The sequence below is a fragment of the Haloleucobacter ellipsoideus genome (genome assembly GCF_052491725.1).
Window position 1 is genome coordinate 17,581 of sequence record NZ_JBQWAR010000010.1, and the last position, 17,390, is coordinate 34,970.

A 17,390-nucleotide genomic window follows, 5' to 3' on the forward strand; every position below is an offset into this window, starting at 1 on the left:
CCTCAGATGCGCTCGAGGACGGTGGCGATACCCTGTCCGCCGCCGATGCACTGGGTGGCGAGGGCATATTTGCCGCCTTCGCGCTTCAGCAGGGACGCCGCCTTGCCGACAATGCGCGCACCCGTCGCGCCAAGCGGATGGCCAAGCGCAATGGCGCCGCCATCGATATTGAGAGTCTCTTCGCGAATGCCCAGCTCGCGCTGGCAGGCAATGGCCTGGGAGGCGAAAGCCTCGTTCAGCTCCACCACATCCACATCATTGATGGTGATGCCGGCGCGAGCCAGAGCCTTGCGGGTGGCCCCGACAGGGCCGATGCCCATGATCTCCGGCGCACAGCCGGCCACCGCCACGCTCTTCACGCGGGCGAGGGGCTCAAGGCCGTTCTTCTCGGCATAGGCCTCGGTGCAGACCAGCACGGCAGAGGCGCCATCGGTGAGAGGAGAGGAGGTACCGGCGGTGACGGTGCCATTCTGGTCGAAGGCGGGCTTCAGGCCGGCAAGGGCCTCAAGCGTCGCATCGCGGCGGATACAGCCATCCTGCTCGACACTCTTGCCATTGGAGCGGATCGGCACGATCTCGGCCTTGAAGCGGCCCTCGGCATCGGCGCGAGTGGCCTTTTCCTGGCTCTTCAGGGCGAAGGCATCCTGCTCATCGCGGGTGATCTGCCACTTCTTGGCGACATTTTCAGCGGTATCGCCCATGCCCATATAGGCCTGCGGCATCTTCTCGTAGAGCGCGGCATTCGGCATGGGGTTGAAGCCGGTCATCGGCACACGGGTCATGTTCTCCACCCCGGCGCACAGAAAGACCTCGCCCGCGCCAAGCTGGATCTGGCCGGCGGCAATATGCACCGACTGCATGGAGGAGCCGCAGAAGCGGTTCACCGTCACGCCCGCCACCGACTGGGGCAGACCGGCGATCATGCCCACCAGACGGGCGACGTTGAAGCCCTGCTCGGCTTCAGGAAAAGCGCAGCCGAGGATGAGATCCTCGATATCTTCCGCCTTCACTCCGGTACGGGCGACCAGCTCCGCCACCACCTGTGCGGCCAGATCGTCCGGGCGCACACGGACCAGCTCACCCTTCTTGGCGAGCGTGAAAGGCGAACGGGCGTAACCCGCAATAACAACGTTCTGCATGTGAGCGTTCCTGCCAGCGATTGATATTGTATTTAAGAAAAGCGCAATTGCCCTGATGCGTCAGACCGGTCCGCTGCCTTGCAGCGCCGAATGAAGAGCCGAAAGAGACTGTTCCTCAATATCCTTGAGCTCAACCATCATTTCGTCGATGGCCTGACGTTGCTTTTCCAACATTTCAAGCCGTTCCCCCACCCTCCTCTTCAAGAGCCGCAACTGGTCCGCCTGGGTCGGATCCAGTTCGTAGAGATCAAGATATTCCTTGATCTCCTGCAGCGAGAAGCCGAGCCGCTTGCCCCGCAGGATCAACACCATTCGCGCCCTGTCGCGCTTTGTGTAGACCCTCATGACCCCGGCGCGGCATGGGGCCAGAAGCCCCTTGTCCTCATAGAAGCGGATCGTGCGCGGCGTGGTAGCGAGCGCACGAGCCAGTTCCGCGACGCTGAAAAAGGTGTCGGTCAACCCGTCACTATTGTTTTTTTCATTTGATGCCACGCCATCACCTATACGTCAACCTATTTCTCATTAAGTCACATTGGAGACGTATACGCAATACTTTCGGCGGAAAACGCGATCCGTAATCTGACGCTGCGTTACGTTCGAAAGTTCACTCGACAGATTCAGTTCTTCCCTTGAAAACGTTACCCAGCATGATTCCTGCGACTCTCTCACATTGATGAGATAGTATGCCATCCAGGATTGAATGCCTGTTGACGAGCATGACCTAATGGGCTCTATATTGCCGTATAGGTAATCATAAAAACGTAATGGGCAGGCATTCAAGCCGAAGCCCCGGGGAAACGTCAGTTCAATTAAAAGGGGGGCGGTATGCCCAGTTCAAGCATTTTCGCTCGCCGTGTCGGCGGGATTGCAGCATCACTCACCGTGCTTTTTGCGGGGCATACGGCTCAGGCGGGCGGATTTAACCTTCGCGAACAAAGCTCTTACTACCAGGGCACCTCCTACGCCGGTTACGCGACCTCCGGCGGCGCGGGCCTTGCCTCGATGTACTGGAACCCGGCCGCGGTGAACTTCACACCCGGCCTGAGCGTCGAGCAGAACTTCTCTCTTGTCATGCCGCACGCCAGCATCGACGTTTACCGCGCCACCAATGCGTTCGGCAGCAACCTTGGAAATCTCGGCGTCGGCAACATCACCAAAAGCGGTCTGCTGCCCTCCGGCTATGCCGCCTATGGCTGGGACAACATGGTCATGGGCCTCTCGCTCAATTCCCCCTATGGCCTTGTCACCAAAGCGAATTGCAACTGGGCTGGCGCCTATTATGGCTGCAAGTCCAGCATTTTCGATGTCAACGGTCAGGTCTCGCTCGCCTATAAGGTGAATGACTGGCTGGTGCTCGGCGGCAGCGTGAACATCAACTATTTCCACGCCCATCTCGACAATGCGCAGATTCTCGGCGTCTCCGCGGCCGGGCCGACGATCGGCTCCGCGCAGGTGATTGGTGATTCGCTTGGCGTCGGCTTCGGTCTTGGCGCAGTGTTCACCCTCGCGCCCGGAACCACTGTGGGTGTTGGCTATCGCTCCGCGGTGAAGCAGAGCCTCGATGGCGACCTCAACCTGCTGTTCATGAACAACCAGTTTGCCCAGCGCAGTGCCCGGGCCGACATCACCCTGCCGGACCAGATCTCGGCCTCGTTCCGCTCGCAGCTCGATGAAAAATGGACCGTTCTCGGCTCGCTGGAATGGACCAACTGGTCGGTGCTGAAGCAGCTTGAGATCATGTCCGAGGGCAAGCCTGCAAGCCTGCTCGATCTGGAATGGAAGGACGGCTGGTTCTTCTCCGCCGGTGTTGAATATCTCTGGGATGCCAATCTGGCCCTGCGCGCCGGTGTCGCCTACGAGCTGACTCCCGTGCCGGACAAGACCCGCTCCCCGCGCATGCCCGACACCAACCGCACATGGTTCTCGGCCGGCGCCACCTACTGGTTCTCGCCGCAATTCTCCGCCGACCTCGGCTACAGCTTCATTCTCGGCGAGAAGAGCCCCATCGACCAGTACCAGCTGGCACCCGGAAACATGAGCCGCGGCAACCTCATCGGCGAGGTGAACAATGGCTATGTGCACATCGTTTCCGCCGGCCTGCGCTACCGGTTCGACAGTTCGGGCCTCGTGCAGCCGGAACTGATCACCAAATAGGCCGACCCGGCAACGGACAAGCTCGCGAAGCAGAGGCGTGAACACTCACCTGCTTCGCATCACATTGAAAAAGCCGAGACGGCAAGCCCTCCATTCACCACATGGCCGGCTTGCGCCTCGCATGCGGGAGGACATCCATGCTCCATCGCACCGAAAGCGGACCCATCACACCTGTTCCGGTCCCCGATCTGCTCGATGCCAGCGCAGCCGAATTCGCAACCCGGCCTGCACTCAATTTCATGGGCCGCAAATGGACCTATGCCGAGCTTTCCGAGCTGGTGAACAAGGTCGCGGCCGGCCTGCAGGCCGAAGGGGTTGGCCCGGGGTCGAAAGTGGGCCTGTGCCTGCCCAACACGCCCTATTCGGTGATCTTCTTCTTCGCCGTGATGAAGGCGGGCGGAACGGTGGTGAATTTCAGCCCGCTTTATGTGGAGCGTGAACTCAGGCACCAGATCCGCGATTCCTGCACGACAATCATGGTGGTGCCGGACCTCAAGCTGATTCACTCCCGCGTGGCGACAGTGGCGCATGAGGCAGGCCTGAAGCGGATCGTCGTGTGCCCCATGACAGGCATCCTGCCCTGGACCAAGGGCCTGCTGTTCAGCCTGTTCAAGCGCAGCGAGAAGGCGCAATACAACACCGGCGATGGCCTGCACATGACCTACGGCCAGCTTCTGGCCCATGGCTCGAAGCCCGCGCCTGTCTCCATCGATCCGCATGAGGATATCGCCGTTCTGCAATATACCGGCGGAACAACCGGCGTTCCGAAGGGGGCGATGCTCACCCATGCCAATGTTTCATCCAATGCGAAACAGTTGATCCTGCATGCGGATTGCGAACGCCTCGGGGTCAACAAGGTTCTTGGCGTTCTTCCACTCTTCCATGTCTTCGCCATGCAGACAGTGATGATTCTCCCCATCTGTCTTGGCGCGGAAATCATCCTGGTTCCACGATTCGTCCTGGCGGATCTTCTCGATATGATCGAGCAGGAAAAGCCGGACATGTTTCCGGGTGTGCCGACCATCTTCACTGCGATCAACGGCAGTGAAGGTGTGGCGCAGCGGGATTTGTCCTCCCTGACGCTGTGCATCTCCGGCGGGGCACCATTGCCGAAGGATGTGCGCGAACGCTTCGAGGCGCTCACCACCTGCAAGCTGGTGGAAGGTTACGGCCTCAGCGAATCCTCTCCCGTGGTTGCCGCCAATCCGCCCCTCGGGCTGGTGAAGGATGGCTCGGTCGGCAGCGCGCTGCCCGAGACGGTGATCGAGATCCATGACCTTGAAGACCCGCAACGGCGCCTCGGCGTGGGTGAAAAGGGCGAGGTCTATGTGCGCGGCCCGCAGGTCATGAAGGGCTATTACCATCGCCCTGAAGAAACCGCGGACGTGTTTCTGGATGGCGCCCTGCGCACGGGTGATGTCGGCTATCTGGATGAGGATGGTTACCTGTTCCTCGTCGACCGCATCAAGGATGTGATCCTGTGCGGCGGCTATAATGTCTATCCCCGCGTCATCGAGGAAGCGCTTTATCTTCATCCGGCCGTGGCGGAGGCCGTGGCCATCGCCATTTCCGACCCCTATCGCGGACAGGCGCCCAAGGCTTTCGTGACACTGCGCGCAGGCATGTCCGCAACCCCGGAAGATCTTCTGGGCTTCCTGTCCGAGCAGATCTCGAAGATCGAGATGCCGAAAGCCATCGAGATCCGCACCGAGCTTCCCCGCAGTGTCGTCGGCAAGCTTTCCAAGAAAGAGCTGATCGACGAAGAGCGCCAGAACAGCAGCGCCAAGAAAACCGGGTGAACCCACGCAAGGGACCAGAACATTTTTCCTTGGCCGCCTGCTGCGCCAAATGCCTGAACCATAATATAATATTTGGAGGAAACACCCATGTGCAGCAAGTTCTTGGTAAAAACCCTTCTTGCGGGTCTTGCGGGAGCCGCCCTGCTCTCCGCCCCCGCCCTTGCGGCGGACCCGACCGGCCTGTGGCAGACACCGGTGAATGGCGGGCAGGTGGAAATCTCGAAGTGCGGCGCCAGTCTTTGCGGGCGCATCGTCACCTCGAACAAGCTCAGTTCCAATCCCGATCTGAAGGACGTGAACAATTCCAACGCCGCCCTGCGCAACCGGAAGATCAAGGGCCTGACCATCCTGAGCGGTTTCACGGGCGGGCCTGAAAAATGGACCGGCGGCAGCATCTACAATGCTGAAGACGGCAAGACCTATTCAGGCTCGATCACCCTTGCAGGCGACAATGCCCTGAAGCTCACAGGCTGCGTGGTCTCTCCCCTTTGCAAGACACAGACCTGGAAGCGCCTGCGCTAGGAGAGCGCCCTGCTTTCAACCCCGCACTGATCTGCGCCGGCAAGGCACAGGCGAGAGCATGCCGCAGAATGCGGGACAGAAGATGAAGAGTGGTCGTTCCGCCCCTGTCCCCAGAGGCGAGGACGGCCATTCATGTTTCCGGCATGTCAATCCGCAGCAGACGTGAGAACAGGTCGGTCAGCACCGCAACGATTTCCTCCGTCCCCGGCCGGCCGGCGGCAATGGCATCATCGACAACGCCATGCATGCCATCAAACAGGATCAGTGCCACCGCGCGCATATCCGGCACCTGCCATGCCCCGGCCTGCATCCCCGCATCCAGCACCGCCCGGATCTGGGCGATGACAGCATCCTTCTCCTGGCTTTGTCTCTGGCCATGGGCGAAATCATGAAACACCACATCATGCAGCTCATGATTCCCGACATAGGTTTCCACTGATGCCTTCAGCCAGGCGGCGAGGCGGGCCGGATGCGCATCTTCGGGGCAGGCATCGATGGCTGCCCCCACCTGCACGATGAAATCCCGGATGAAGCGCTCGCGCAATGCGAGGATCACATCCGTCTTGGTGCCGAAATAGTGGTAGAAGGTGCCCTTGCCGACACCGGCCCGGGCGGCAATGTCATCAACCGTGGTGGCATCGATGCCATGGGCGATGAAAAGCGCCGCGGCGGCGGACATGAGATCGTCAGTCCGCACCTCCGCCGGCAGAACCCGGCGCTTTGGGGCCTGAGCTGCCCGCCGGCCCTGTCCCGTGCGCTTGCCTGCTGACACCATCTTCCGCATCCAGATTCCGATCACCCGCTGACAGATGCCATATCTGGAATGACTTGCATATGCCAATTATATTGACCGACCGTCGGTCGATATATATTCCTGATGCAGAGCAATGAATAAGCGTCCTGCCATGCCCCTACCCCGGAAACAGTGTGCCGTTGCCGCCGTCTATCTCGGCACCTTCATGGCAACCCTCGCCATCAGCATTGTCTCGGTCGCCCTGCCCGCGATACAGGCCGCCTTGCAGACAGATATGGCCGGCCTGCAATGGATCGTGGGGTCCTATGCCCTGTTTCTCTCCGCCTTCATGCTGTCGGCCGGCCCGCTGGGGGACCGTTATGGCCGCAAGCGGGCCTGGCTGCTGGGGATCGTTCTGTTCACCAGCGGATCAGCGATCTGCGCCTGCGCCACCTCGCTCGCCATGCTCATCATGGGGGCCTCGCTTCAGGGCGCGGCAGGCGCGCTCGTCATTCCCGGCTCGCTGTCCATTCTCACCCAGGCCTATCCGGACCCGGCAAGGCGGGCGCATGTGATTGGCGGCTGGTCATCCTTCAGCGCCGTATCTCTCATTCTGGGCCCGGTGCTGGGAGGCCTGCTGGTGGACAATATCGGCTGGCAGAGCATTTTCCTCATCAATGTGCCCATCGGCCTGCTCACCACCGGTCTCGGCCTGTTCGGCATCACGGAAAGTTCCGATCCCGAACAGGCGGCCTTTGATCCGGCAGGGCAGATCCTCAGCATCATTTTCCTTGGCGCGCTGACCTATGGGCTGATCGCGGCGGGACAGTCCGGGTGGACCGCAGGAGGGGTGCTCCTTGCGCTGGGCACGGCAGCCCTCGCGCTCCTGGCATTCATCGGGGTGGAGATGCGGACGGCGCGCCCGGTGCTGCCGGCAGACCTGTTCCGCGACAGCGCATTCGCATCCGCCAATTTCGCCTCCTTCGCACTGGGTTTTTCCGGCTATTCCAGCCTGTTCCTGTTCTCGCTGTTTCTGCAGCAGGCGCAGGGCTGGTCGGCCACGCAGGCGGGCTGGCGCATGGGGCCGGTCTTCATGGCCATGGCGGTTGTCTCCTCCCTGTTCGGCTGGCTTTCGGGCCGGTATGGAACATGGCGCATGATGCTGGCCGGCTATCTGCTGATTGCCATCTCCATGCTGGCCATGTCGGTGTTTTCACCCACCACATCCTATCTGGCCATCTCTCCCCTGTTCGCCCTGCTTGGCATCGGGCTCGGCCTGTCCATCCCCTCCACAAGTGCCGCGGCGATGGAATCGGCGCCGCGAGAACGCACCGGCTCGGCTTCGGCGACAATGAACGCGCTGCGGCAATCCGGCATGACCATCGCCATCGCGCTTCTGGGCACGGTGATGAGCGCCCGCGCCATTGCCTCCGCCACAGCAGCCCTTGCAGGCGCAAACATGGTGGAGGCCGGGAAGCTGGCCGGCATGGCCGTGCGGCTGCATGAAAAGCCGCCGGGCCTTTCCATGGCGAACGGCGATTTCGGGATGCTGCTGGCCCGTGCCTTTGCCGACGGGTTTTCAACTGCGGTCACGATTGCCGGCCTTCTGGCCCTCCTCGTGCCGCTGGTGCTTGTGGCTGCGGCACGGAGAGGGGGAAGGTTCCGGCCTGAAAAGCCCGCCGCCCTCCTCCGCACCGGGCGGGAGTGAGCCGGCCCTCAAGCCTTGCGGCGTCCCGCCCGCTCCATGGCGAGGGCGAGCAGCAGGGCGACCACCGACAGGATTCCGCAGATGCGGAAGGTGAAGCCCATGCCCTGCGCCACCATTTGCGGCGTGGCGGTCGTCGCATCCCCCACCGCATGGGCGAAAAGCGCGCCCATGAGCGATGCGCCGGTGATCAGGCCCAGATTGCGGGCCAGCGCCAGAAGGCCGGAGACAAGGCCGCGCTGCTCCGGGCGCGCATCGGAGATGACAGCGGTATTGTTCGGTGTCTGGAACAGGGCAAGGCCGATGCTGATGAACAGCATGGAGAGAAGATAGTACTCAACCCCGCCCCCGCCCGCGACCCAGGACAGCATGAATGTGCCGAGACAGACAAGGGCAAGACCGATGACCATCACCCGCCGCGCGCCGATACGGTCGGCCAGCAGGCCCGCCGGCACGCCCATCATGGCGGCGGAGAGCGGGCCGACAGTCATCACAAGGCCAATCATGCGCGTATCCAGCCCCAGCGCCCCTGACAGATAGAAGGGGCTCAGCACCAGCGTCGCCATCATGATGGCATAGACCAGAACGCTCATGACCATGCTGGTGGAGAGCAGCGCATTGCCAAACATGGAGAGTTTCAGCAATGGCGCGCGGGCCTTCACCTGGACCGCAAGAAACAGCACCAGGGCGACAAGGGCGGCGAGGCCGAGCTGAAGCACCAGCGGCGCCATGAAACCCTGCCGGCCGGAAAGGGTCATGGCCAGCGCATAGGCGGCAAGGGTCAGCGCCAGCAGGATGGTGCCTGGCCAGTCGAAACGCGTGGCCGCCATCATGTGCCGCGGGGTATCCACGGCATCGGGCAGATATCGGCTGATCAGCAGGAAAGCCAGCAGGCCGAAGGGCAGGTTCACCCAGAATATGGCCTGCCAGCCAAAGGCCGCCAGCGCCAGCGCCCCGAGCGACGGACCCAGAGCGATGCCAAAGGAAACCATGGTGGAGAGCACACCCATGGCAAAGCCCGTGCGCTCCTTCGGAAACACCTCGCCAACAAAGGCGAAGGAAAGCGCCATCACGATAGCCCCGCCAAGCCCCTGCCCGGCCCGGCCGGCGATCAGCATCGGCAGGCTGGAGGAAAGGGCGCAGAGCACCGAGGCGGCCATGAAAATGGCAAGGCCCCACAGATAGAGCCTTTTCTTGCCAAGCTGGTCACCAAAGCGGCCGACACCCACGATGAGCGCCGTGACAACAAGCAGATAGCTGACCACGACCCACTGCACCGCGCCGAACGCGACACCGAGATCCTGCACCAGTGTCGGCAGTGCGACATTGATATTGTTGGTGCCGAGCTGCGACAGCAGGATGGCGAGCGACAGGCCGGCCAGCACCATGCCGGAATGGATGGGCGCGTGATGTGGCGCCCGGGCCGGAATCCGGGCCGGCACATCCGCCGGCGCCCTTGTTCCGGAACGTGAAGCAGGAGAGGAATCCATGAAAAGTCCGATCAAAACTGTCCCGTTCGGGATCATTGGGATTGGACTTTTCGATACAGGGGCGACCAGATTGCATACAGTGCAATATCGCTATTATATGATTGCATCGCATGCACCTGAATGAACCGCCCCATGCCCGCAAAAGACAGATCCGCACGCCATGTTTCCCCACGCCATGCCCTCCCACCGGACATGAACCTGCTGGTGACGCTCGACGCGCTTTTGTCGGAAGGCAGTGTCGCGGGGGCGGCGCAACGGCTCAACCTGTCCTCACCGGCCATGAGCCGGCAGCTTGCCCGCATCCGGCACCTGCTGGGAGACCCGGTGCTGGTGCGCGCCGGGCGCGGGCTGGTGCCGACCCCACGCGCCCAGGCCCTGCGCGAGCGGCTGCGCAATCTTGTGGCCGAGGCCGAGGCGCTGGTCCGCGGCGAGGACCAGTTTGACCTGTCACGGCTGGAACGCAGCTTCTCCATCCGCACCAGCGACAGTTTCGTTGTCAGCTTCGGGGCCATGCTGGCGGCGCGGGTTGCGCGCGAGGCCCCCCATGTGCGGCTGCGTTTCGCCCATCAGGACAAGGAGGATGTCGAGGCCCTGCGCGAGGGTCGCATCGATATCGATATCGGCGTCATCGACGCCATGGGCCCCGAGATCCGCCAGCAGACACTGTTTCAGGACCGTTTCATCGGTGTGGTGCGGGCCGGCCATCCACTGGCTGGAGCGGTGACGCCGGAACGCTTTGCCGCCTTTCCGCATATTTCGGTTTCACGGCGCGGACGGTTTTCCGGCCCCATCGACACGGCTCTGGCAGCACTCGGCCTGACCCGCATGGTGACTGTCGCCGTCGCCAATTTCGCGGACGCGCTGGCCATTGCCCGCACATCGGACCATGTGGCCGCGGTCCCCGCCCGGCTCACTCTGCCAGCCCGCGCCGGCATGGCCGGTTTCGACCTTCCGGTCCAGACCGCGCCTCTCGCCATCTCGCAGGCCTGGCATCCGCGTTTCGATGCCGATCCCGCGCACCGGTGGCTGCGCGCCATTGTGCGCGAGACATGCGCCACCACCCGCGATACGCCTGCATCGGACCTGACCGGAGCGGCGGCATCTGAGCCCTGAAACAGAATGCGCGGCGGATAGGCATCCGCCGCGCATTCTTCCGCTTTCATCCCGGCAGGCATACCACCCGCCCTAGGCGCCGGGCTGCTCCGGCTCGGCATATTCCACCTGCAGAACATCATTGAAGCGGTTGAAAGCGCCGCACAGGGCGATGCGCCATGTCAGTTCCACAATCTGCGCCTGGGTGAAATGCGCCTTCAGCCGGGCAAAGATCTCGTCACGCGTCCGGCTCCAGTTATTGGTGACGGTGATGGCATATTCCACCACCAGCCGGTCCACCTCATCCAGCTCGGGATGGTCCTTGTACTCCAGCAGGCGCTGGGCGCCCTCGGCGGAAATGCCCTCCACGGCGAGCTTCGGCGTGTGGTGGGCGACGCAATATTCGCACTGGTTCAGCAGCGAAACCGTGACGATCGCCAGTTCGAGATAGCGCTTTGGCAGAACTGCCTCATCCGAGAGCTGAGTGAGCTGGCGCCAGCTATGCTCGAAGATCGGCAGCCTATGGGCCATCACACCGGCCTGATCAGCGAAATCGCCATAGGTTTCAATCCGGTCCCACAGCGGGTGCAGGTTTTCGGGCAGGTCGGCGCGGCCCTTGCGGGTGATGCGAGACATGGGGTTCTCCTGTCAGGATGCTTCGGAACGCAGCCGATACTCACGCACCAGCCCGTCCGGTTTGTAGATGAGGAAGGCGATCAGCCCCACCCCCACGATGAACAGACGCAGGGCGGCAAGCTGCGCCCCGTCGAGGAAGGGGATGACATCCACCAGGAAGCGGCTGCCCTCCAGCAGAAGGATGACCGAGAAGCCGGCGATGAGCACACCGATATGGCTGCCCCGCCCGGCGATGATCACCGCCATGAAGGCATAGGCATTGAGCGCCGTGGTGAACTGGGTGGGGTCGATATAGCTGTAATAGAAGGCATGCAGGCTGCCGGCGACACCCAGAAGCGCCCCGCCAATGGCGAACACCTTCGCCCGCACCGCCAGCACGCTCTTGCCCAGCGCCTCGGCCACGGTGGCGTCATCGCGCGTTGCCCGCACCAGTCGCCCGAAGGGCGCGCGCGTCACCTTCCGCAGGAACAGGAAGGACAACAGCAGGCAGGCGAAGGAAAAGGCCAGAAAGACCGCATCGGACCATTCCGCCGGTATCCAGCCGGCAAAGGGCCGGTCAATGCCGGGCACACCCAGCGTGCCGCGGGTGAGCCATTCCTCATAGGAGATGAACAGCCGCACGCATTCGGCAAAGCCCAGCGTGACAATGGCCAGATAATCCTCGCTCAGCCGCACCGAGATGAGGCTGACAGCAGCGCTGACAACAGCTGTCGCCAGCATGGCCACCGCCATGGCGGCCAGAGGCGGCACCCCCTGCACCACCAGCAGGCCGCAGACATAGGCGCCCAGCATGTAGAAACCGAACAGGCCGAAATTCACCAGCCCGCCCAGCCCCCATTGCAGGTTCAGCGCCAGGGCCGCGATCGTGGCGATGGCCACCAGAACAAGGGTGGCGACAAGATAGGAGATCATCGGGCCACTCCCGGTGCGCTGAACAGCCCCGTGGGGCGCACGAGCAGCAGCAGCGCCATCACGCCAAACGCCACGATGGTGCGGTAGTGCGGTGCCAGAACAAGGGTCGCCAGCTCCTCGGTAATGCCCAGCACCACCGCCCCGGCCACAGCCGCCATCGGGTTTCCGATTCCGCCCAGAATGGCTGCGGTGAAGACAGGCAGGATATAGTTCCACCCCATTTGCGGCTCCACATTGCCATCCAGCCCCACCAGCACGCCGGCAAGGGTGGCCAGAACCGAGGAGATGACCCACACCGCGTTCACCACATGTGCGCGCGGAATGCCGCGCACGGCGGCAAGGTCGGGATTGTCCGCCACCGCCCGCATGGCCCGGCCCAGCCTGGTGAAGCGGAACAGCACCCAGATGAACAGGAGCGCGACCACCACGATGGCAATGGTCAGGATCTGCTCATGATTGATCCGCAGCCCCAGCAGACGCAGCGGGCGCGCCACCTCCACATCGAAACCGCGGGTGGTGGAGCCGGCAAAGAAACGCACGGCATTCTCAAGCGCGATGCCCACACCGATGGAGGCCACCAGAAAGGTCACGCCGCTGCGTCCCTGCAGGGGTTCATACACCAGCCGGTTGACCAGCAGCGCCAGCACCGCGCCAATGGCGGAGCCGGCCAGCACGGCGAGGGGCAATGGCAGGCCGAGGCCGACATTGAAGCCATAGACCAGATAGGCGCCCACCGTCAGCATCGCGCCGATGGCATAATTGGCAAAGCGCAGCACACTGAACACCAGCGCCAGGGACAGGGCCGGCAGGGCGATGAGCAGGCCCGTGACAAGGCCATTGAAGACAAGCTGTCCCATCAATGTCCTCCCAGATACAGGCTTTGCATCAGGCCATCGGCCAGAAGCTCGGGCGCGGGCCCTTCCGCCCTCACCTGCCCTGAAACGAGAACCAGCCCGCGGGCGGCGACAGTGAGTCCCAGCCGGGTATTCTGTTCGATCATCAGCAATGTCACCCCGGCCTCGACGATCCGCCGGATGGCGACGAAGAGCAGTTCCGCATTCTTGGGAGAAAGACCGGCGGAGGGTTCATCCAGCGCCAGCACGGAGGGTTCCGGCATCAGGGCGGCGGCCATGGCCACCATCTGCCGCTGTCCGCCGGAAAGATGGCCGGCCGCAACCTTCAGCTTCGGCCGGATCTCGGGGAACAGCTCCAGCACCGCCTCCAGCCGGCTGGCATAGCCAGCCCCCGAGCGGGCGGGAATGAACTCGAAGGCCACCTTCAGGTTTTCCTCGACACTCAGCGCCCGGAAGACATTTGCCTCCTGCGGCACATGGCCAAGACCCATGCGCGCGCGGGCCGGGGCATCGAGGCGCGTGACATCCGCGCCCTCCAGCAGCACACGTCCCTCCTGCGGGCGGACGAGGCCCACCACCGTCTTCATCAGCGTGGATTTGCCAGACCCGTTCGGCCCCACCACCGTGAGGCTGCCATGGGCCGGCACCGAAAGGCTGACCCCGTGCAGCACGGGGCGGCCCTGATATCCGGAGACGATATCCTCAAGCACCAGACCACTCACGCGACGCCTCCCAGATAGGCATCGGTGACCTGCGCATTTGCGGAAATCTCGGCAAATGTCCCGCTTGTCAGCACCCGGCCTTCCGCCAGCACATGAATGGGGTCGCACAGGGCCGCGATCATATCCATATTGTGTTCCACAATGCCGAAGCTCATCCCCTCGCCCTGAAGGGTGCGGATGAAATCGGCGATCTCGCCCACCAGAACCGGGTTCACGCCGGCGGCGGGCTCATCCAGCAGCACGAATCCGGGCTCCAGCATCAAAGCGCGGCACAGTTCCAGCAGCTTCTTCTGCCCGCCAGAAAGGGTCTTGGCCGGGGCATCCGCCAGCCGCCACAGATTGACCCGCTCCAGCAAAGCGCGGGCATGCTCGATCGCCTCCTCTTCCGCCTGCCGCACCGCCGTCTTGCGGAAGAAGATCGGCAGAACCGCCTCCCCCGGCTGGCGCGGAAAGGCCAGCATCAGGTTTTCCAGAACCGTCAGCGCCCCGAGCTCGCGCGAGATCTGGAAGGTGCGGGTGAGGCCGCGACGGGCGCGGCGGTGCGCGGGCAGATGGCTCACATCCTGCCCGGCATAGATGACCGCCCCGCCTTGCGGCCTCACCTGCCCGCCCAGCACGTTGAACAAGGTGGACTTGCCGGCCCCGTTGGGGCCGACAATACCGGTGACGCCACCCCGGCGGAATGACAGGCTCACGCCGTCAAGGGCAACGAAATCACCAAAGCTGAGGCGGATGTCCCGCGCCTCCAGCATCGTTTCCGAACCGGGGATCATTTCGTGGAGCCAACCAGCTTGCTGGTGCCGTCCAGCACGCGGAAATGGCCATAATCGAGATCGGTCTGGTCCCCGTTCGGGGCGAAGCGGAAGTCGGAGGTCGCACCCGCATACCGGAAGGGCTTGCCTTCACGGATCAGCTTCAGCCCCTCGACCGGATCGGTCACGGCCGGGGCATCGGTGTTGACGATGGAGGGGAACTCCTTGGTGAAGTCCACGGCCTTGTCGCTGCCCGCCTTCTCGATGGCCAGAGCGAGCACATTGATCTCATCGAAGACATTGGCGCCAAAGGCGACAAGTGTGCCCGGCTTCTGGTCCGTCAGCTTCAGATAGAGCTGATAGGTGCCATTATTGGCCACCGGCACGGCCTGCACATGGTTGATGCCCTCGGCAACCTGCTTGCCCACATTCTTCACGAACTTGCCATCGCTGTCGGCGGCATGGCTGAAGGTGTAGAGCTTGCTGTCAAAGCCCGAACGATAGACTTCCTTGGCGATGGCGCTGAATTCGGGAATATAGCTGGGCACGAAAACCGCATCCGGCTCCTTCGAGAAGATCTTCTCCACTTCCGCGCGATAGGAAGGCTGGTTCGGGTTGAAATAGACGACATCCAGAATCTTGCCGCCGCCAGCCTTGAAGGCTTCCTCGAAGGGCTTCACCGTGCTCAGGGTGAAGGGCGTTTGCAGCACCAGGATGGAGGCTGTCTTCGCGCCATCCTTCAGCGCCGCATTGGCGAAGGCGCGCCCCCACTCCTTGCCATTGGTCTGGAAACGCCAGACAAGGCCCTTCGTATCCCCTGCGGTCAGCTCATCGGCCGAGCCATTGGGCAGCAGCGCCACGCCCTTCTCGATCGCCAGCGGACGCACGGCCAGCGCCACGGCGCTGCTCCATACCCCGGCAATGGCGCTCACCTTGTTCACGTCGATCAGCTTGCGGGCGGCAGCCACCCCGGCGGTGGGGGTGCTCTCATCATCGGCCACGAACAGCTCCAGCTTGCGCCCGAGAACGCCACCGGCGGCATTGATGTGATCCACCGCCGCACGGGCGGCGACCTCCTCCTCCTTGCCATAGGGACCGCCGGTGCCGGTGAGCGGCGCCAGCAGGCCAATGCGGATGGGGCCTTCTTCGGCGGCCAGCGCACGCGGCGCGCCATGGGGGGCAAGGCCGAGAAGGCCGGCGCCCAGCCCCAGCAGGGATGCGGCAAGGAAGGTCCGGCGACCAAGGAACGGGAAGGACATGACAGTCTCCTGAAATGAAAGCCCCGCTGTCACGCTCCATCACCGCCGAATGCTCTCCGGACAGGGGCAGACGAAAGCCGAACAGAATGCCGGGGCAGAGGCATCCGAATGGGAATGAGAACCAGTTATCTTAAGTCAATTGATTTAGTCAATTAAATATCCCATATATTCGATGAAGAATTTCACATATCACGCATTTGTCAGGTGTTTATGTGAACCCATTGCAACCCAAGGTTTTTTCAGGAGCGCAAATGTCCTTCCCGCGCGAGTTGAGACTGAACACCTTCCAGATGGCCGCCCCCTCCCACAACTGGGCCGGGCTGTGGCGACACCCGCGGGACAACCAGCATCGCTACAACACGCTGGACTACTGGACCGACATGGCCAGAACCGCCGAACGCGGGCTGATCGACGCCATTTTCATCGCCGATGTCTTTGGCCTGTATGATGTCTATGGCGGTTCCGGGGATGCGGCTCTTGTCGCCGGAGCGCAGGCGCCGAATGCCGATCCGGTCATTCCGGTTTCGGCCATGGCGCATGTCACCCGGCATATCGGCTTCGGGGTCACCACCAATCTCACCTATGAGCATCCCTTCCAGTTTGCCCGCCGCTACACCACGCTCGACCACCTCACCAATGGGCGCCTCGGCTGGAATATCGTCACCGGCTATCTCGACAGTGGCGCACGGGGCATGGGCCAGCCGCTCGCGCGGGCACATGACGCGCGCTATGAGGCCGCCGAGGATTTCATGACCGCCGTCTACAAGCTGTGGGAAGGCAGCTGGGCCGATGATGCCGCCCGACGCGACAAGGCCGCCGGAATATTTGCCGATCCCGCAAGGATCCGGCGTATCCGGCATGATGGCCCCTATTATCAGGTGGATGGCGCGGCCCTCGCCGAACCCTCAGCCCAGCGCACACCCGTCCTGTTCCAGGCGGGCGCCTCCGCACAGGGGAAGGCTTTTGCCGGGCGGCATGCGGAAGCCACCTTCCTGAACGGACAGACCACGGCGATCACCGCCCGCGCCGTGCGGGGCGCGCGGGAAGCGGCCGTGGAAGCCGGACGTGGCCCGCGGGACATCATTGTCCTGCAGGGCGCAACGGTGATTGTCGCTCCCAGCTCCGCCGAGGCGCGGGAGCTGAAGGAGGAGTATCGGCGCTATATCGACCATGCCGGCCAGCTGGCCCTCGTCTCCGGCTGGACAGGGGTGGATCTGTCCGGACTGGGGCCGGATGATGTGCTGGAGTTCCAGCGCAGCAACGCCATTCGCTCCACGCTGGAAAACCTGACCCTCCATGCCCGCGCCCTGCCCCGTGTGCGCGAGCTGTTCGACTTCACCCCCGCCGGCGCGCGCGGGCCGATCTTCATCGGCTCTCCGGTCGAGGTGGCGGATGAGATGCTGGCCTGGGCCAGTGAAACCGATATTGACGGCTTCAATCTCGTGCGCACGGTCATGCCGGAATCCCTTGAGGCCATCGTCGATCTTCTGATCCCCGAATTGCAGTCCCGCGGGGCCTTCAAGACCGCCTATCGCGAGGGCACATTGCGGGAGAAGCTCTTCCCCGAAGGCTCGGCCCATCTGCCCGCCAACCATGTCGGCGCACGCTGGCGCGCGTGACA

Annotated in this window: 16 protein-coding genes; 6 read left to right on the forward strand and 10 right to left on the reverse strand. The window is 63.1% G+C overall.

Annotation, left to right across the window (positions count from 1 at the left end; genetic code table 11):
- Positions 1 to 2 precede the first annotated feature (2 nt).
- Together ACT6QG_RS00860 and ACT6QG_RS00865 are read right to left on the reverse strand one after the other, a co-directional pair.
- Positions 3 to 1,139, reverse strand: coding sequence for a thiolase family protein (locus ACT6QG_RS00860; protein WP_444975710.1), 1,137 nt, complete (start codon positions 1,137 to 1,139; stop codon positions 3 to 5).
- A 60-nt stretch (positions 1,140 to 1,199) separates the two neighbouring features.
- Positions 1,200 to 1,631 (reverse strand): MerR family transcriptional regulator, encoded by a 432-nt coding sequence (locus ACT6QG_RS00865; RefSeq protein ID WP_444975711.1) that lies wholly within the window; start codon positions 1,629 to 1,631, stop codon positions 1,200 to 1,202.
- Positions 1,632 to 1,964: 333 nt separating this feature from the next.
- Here ACT6QG_RS00865 and ACT6QG_RS00870 point away from each other — a divergent pair, with 333 nt between their 5' ends.
- The 3 genes from ACT6QG_RS00870 (at position 1,965) to ACT6QG_RS00880 (ending at position 5,614) form a co-directional block, all read left to right on the forward strand.
- On the forward strand, positions 1,965 to 3,293 hold the full coding sequence (locus ACT6QG_RS00870) for an OmpP1/FadL family transporter (RefSeq protein ID WP_444975712.1): 1,329 nt from the start codon (positions 1,965 to 1,967) through the stop codon (positions 3,291 to 3,293).
- Positions 3,294 to 3,430: 137 nt separating this feature from the next.
- Entirely contained in the window at positions 3,431 to 5,092 is a 1,662-nt protein-coding gene (locus ACT6QG_RS00875) for a long-chain-fatty-acid--CoA ligase (RefSeq protein ID WP_444975713.1), read from the forward strand.
- 87 nt (positions 5,093 to 5,179) lie between these two features.
- Complete coding sequence (locus ACT6QG_RS00880; protein ID WP_444975714.1) at positions 5,180 to 5,614, forward strand: DUF2147 domain-containing protein; 435 nt, start codon at positions 5,180 to 5,182, stop codon at positions 5,612 to 5,614.
- 130 nt (positions 5,615 to 5,744) lie between these two features.
- Here ACT6QG_RS00880 and ACT6QG_RS00885 read toward each other — a convergent pair whose 3' ends face one another.
- Complete coding sequence (locus tag ACT6QG_RS00885) at positions 5,745 to 6,389, reverse strand: TetR/AcrR family transcriptional regulator (RefSeq protein WP_444975715.1); 645 nt, start codon at positions 6,387 to 6,389, stop codon at positions 5,745 to 5,747.
- 112 nt (positions 6,390 to 6,501) lie between these two features.
- Here ACT6QG_RS00885 and ACT6QG_RS00890 point away from each other — a divergent pair, with 112 nt between their 5' ends.
- On the forward strand, positions 6,502 to 8,055 hold the full coding sequence (locus ACT6QG_RS00890; protein ID WP_444975716.1) for an MFS transporter: 1,554 nt from the start codon (positions 6,502 to 6,504) through the stop codon (positions 8,053 to 8,055).
- A gap of 8 nt (positions 8,056 to 8,063) precedes the next feature.
- Here the strand turns inward: ACT6QG_RS00890 and ACT6QG_RS00895 are convergent, their stop codons facing one another.
- Positions 8,064 to 9,542 carry an MFS transporter gene (locus ACT6QG_RS00895; RefSeq protein WP_444975717.1) on the reverse strand — a complete coding sequence of 493 codons (1,479 nt, stop codon included), beginning with the start codon at positions 9,540 to 9,542 and terminating at the stop codon, positions 8,064 to 8,066.
- Positions 9,543 to 9,674: 132 nt separating this feature from the next.
- Between ACT6QG_RS00895 and ACT6QG_RS00900 the strand changes: the two genes are divergently transcribed.
- The gene (locus ACT6QG_RS00900) at positions 9,675 to 10,655 is read left to right on the forward strand and encodes a LysR family transcriptional regulator (RefSeq protein ID WP_444975718.1); all 981 of its coding nucleotides are present in this window, start codon (positions 9,675 to 9,677) and stop codon (positions 10,653 to 10,655) included.
- A 72-nt stretch (positions 10,656 to 10,727) separates the two neighbouring features.
- On the opposite strand, the gene ACT6QG_RS00905 is transcribed toward ACT6QG_RS00900, so the two are convergent.
- Genes ACT6QG_RS00905 through ACT6QG_RS00930 form a run of 6 tightly spaced genes read right to left on the reverse strand, consistent with a single transcriptional unit; the run spans position 10,728 to position 15,769 of the window.
- On the reverse strand, positions 10,728 to 11,270 hold the full coding sequence (locus tag ACT6QG_RS00905) for a carboxymuconolactone decarboxylase family protein (RefSeq protein ID WP_444975719.1): 543 nt from the start codon (positions 11,268 to 11,270) through the stop codon (positions 10,728 to 10,730).
- A gap of 12 nt (positions 11,271 to 11,282) precedes the next feature.
- Complete coding sequence (locus ACT6QG_RS00910; protein ID WP_444975720.1) at positions 11,283 to 12,182, reverse strand: branched-chain amino acid ABC transporter permease; 900 nt, start codon at positions 12,180 to 12,182, stop codon at positions 11,283 to 11,285.
- Positions 12,179 to 13,039, reverse strand: coding sequence for a branched-chain amino acid ABC transporter permease (locus ACT6QG_RS00915; RefSeq protein ID WP_444975721.1), 861 nt, complete (start codon positions 13,037 to 13,039; stop codon positions 12,179 to 12,181). The genes ACT6QG_RS00910 and ACT6QG_RS00915 overlap by 4 nt, the downstream gene beginning before the upstream one ends.
- Positions 13,039 to 13,758, reverse strand: a complete 720-nt coding sequence (locus tag ACT6QG_RS00920) for an ABC transporter ATP-binding protein (RefSeq protein ID WP_444975722.1) — start codon at positions 13,756 to 13,758, stop codon at positions 13,039 to 13,041. Before ACT6QG_RS00920 ends, ACT6QG_RS00915 begins: the two co-directional genes overlap by 1 nt.
- Positions 13,755 to 14,531, reverse strand: a complete 777-nt coding sequence (locus ACT6QG_RS00925; RefSeq protein WP_444975723.1) for an ABC transporter ATP-binding protein — start codon at positions 14,529 to 14,531, stop codon at positions 13,755 to 13,757. The genes ACT6QG_RS00920 and ACT6QG_RS00925 overlap by 4 nt, the downstream gene beginning before the upstream one ends.
- A complete protein-coding gene (locus ACT6QG_RS00930; protein WP_444975724.1) occupies positions 14,528 to 15,769 on the reverse strand; it encodes an ABC transporter substrate-binding protein in 1,242 nt (413 codons plus the stop codon). The genes ACT6QG_RS00925 and ACT6QG_RS00930 overlap by 4 nt, the downstream gene beginning before the upstream one ends.
- Before the next feature lie 251 nt (positions 15,770 to 16,020).
- Here ACT6QG_RS00930 and ACT6QG_RS00935 point away from each other — a divergent pair, with 251 nt between their 5' ends.
- Positions 16,021 to 17,388, forward strand: a complete 1,368-nt coding sequence (locus ACT6QG_RS00935) for an LLM class flavin-dependent oxidoreductase (protein WP_444975725.1) — start codon at positions 16,021 to 16,023, stop codon at positions 17,386 to 17,388.
- Positions 17,389 to 17,390: the final 2 nt, after the last annotated feature.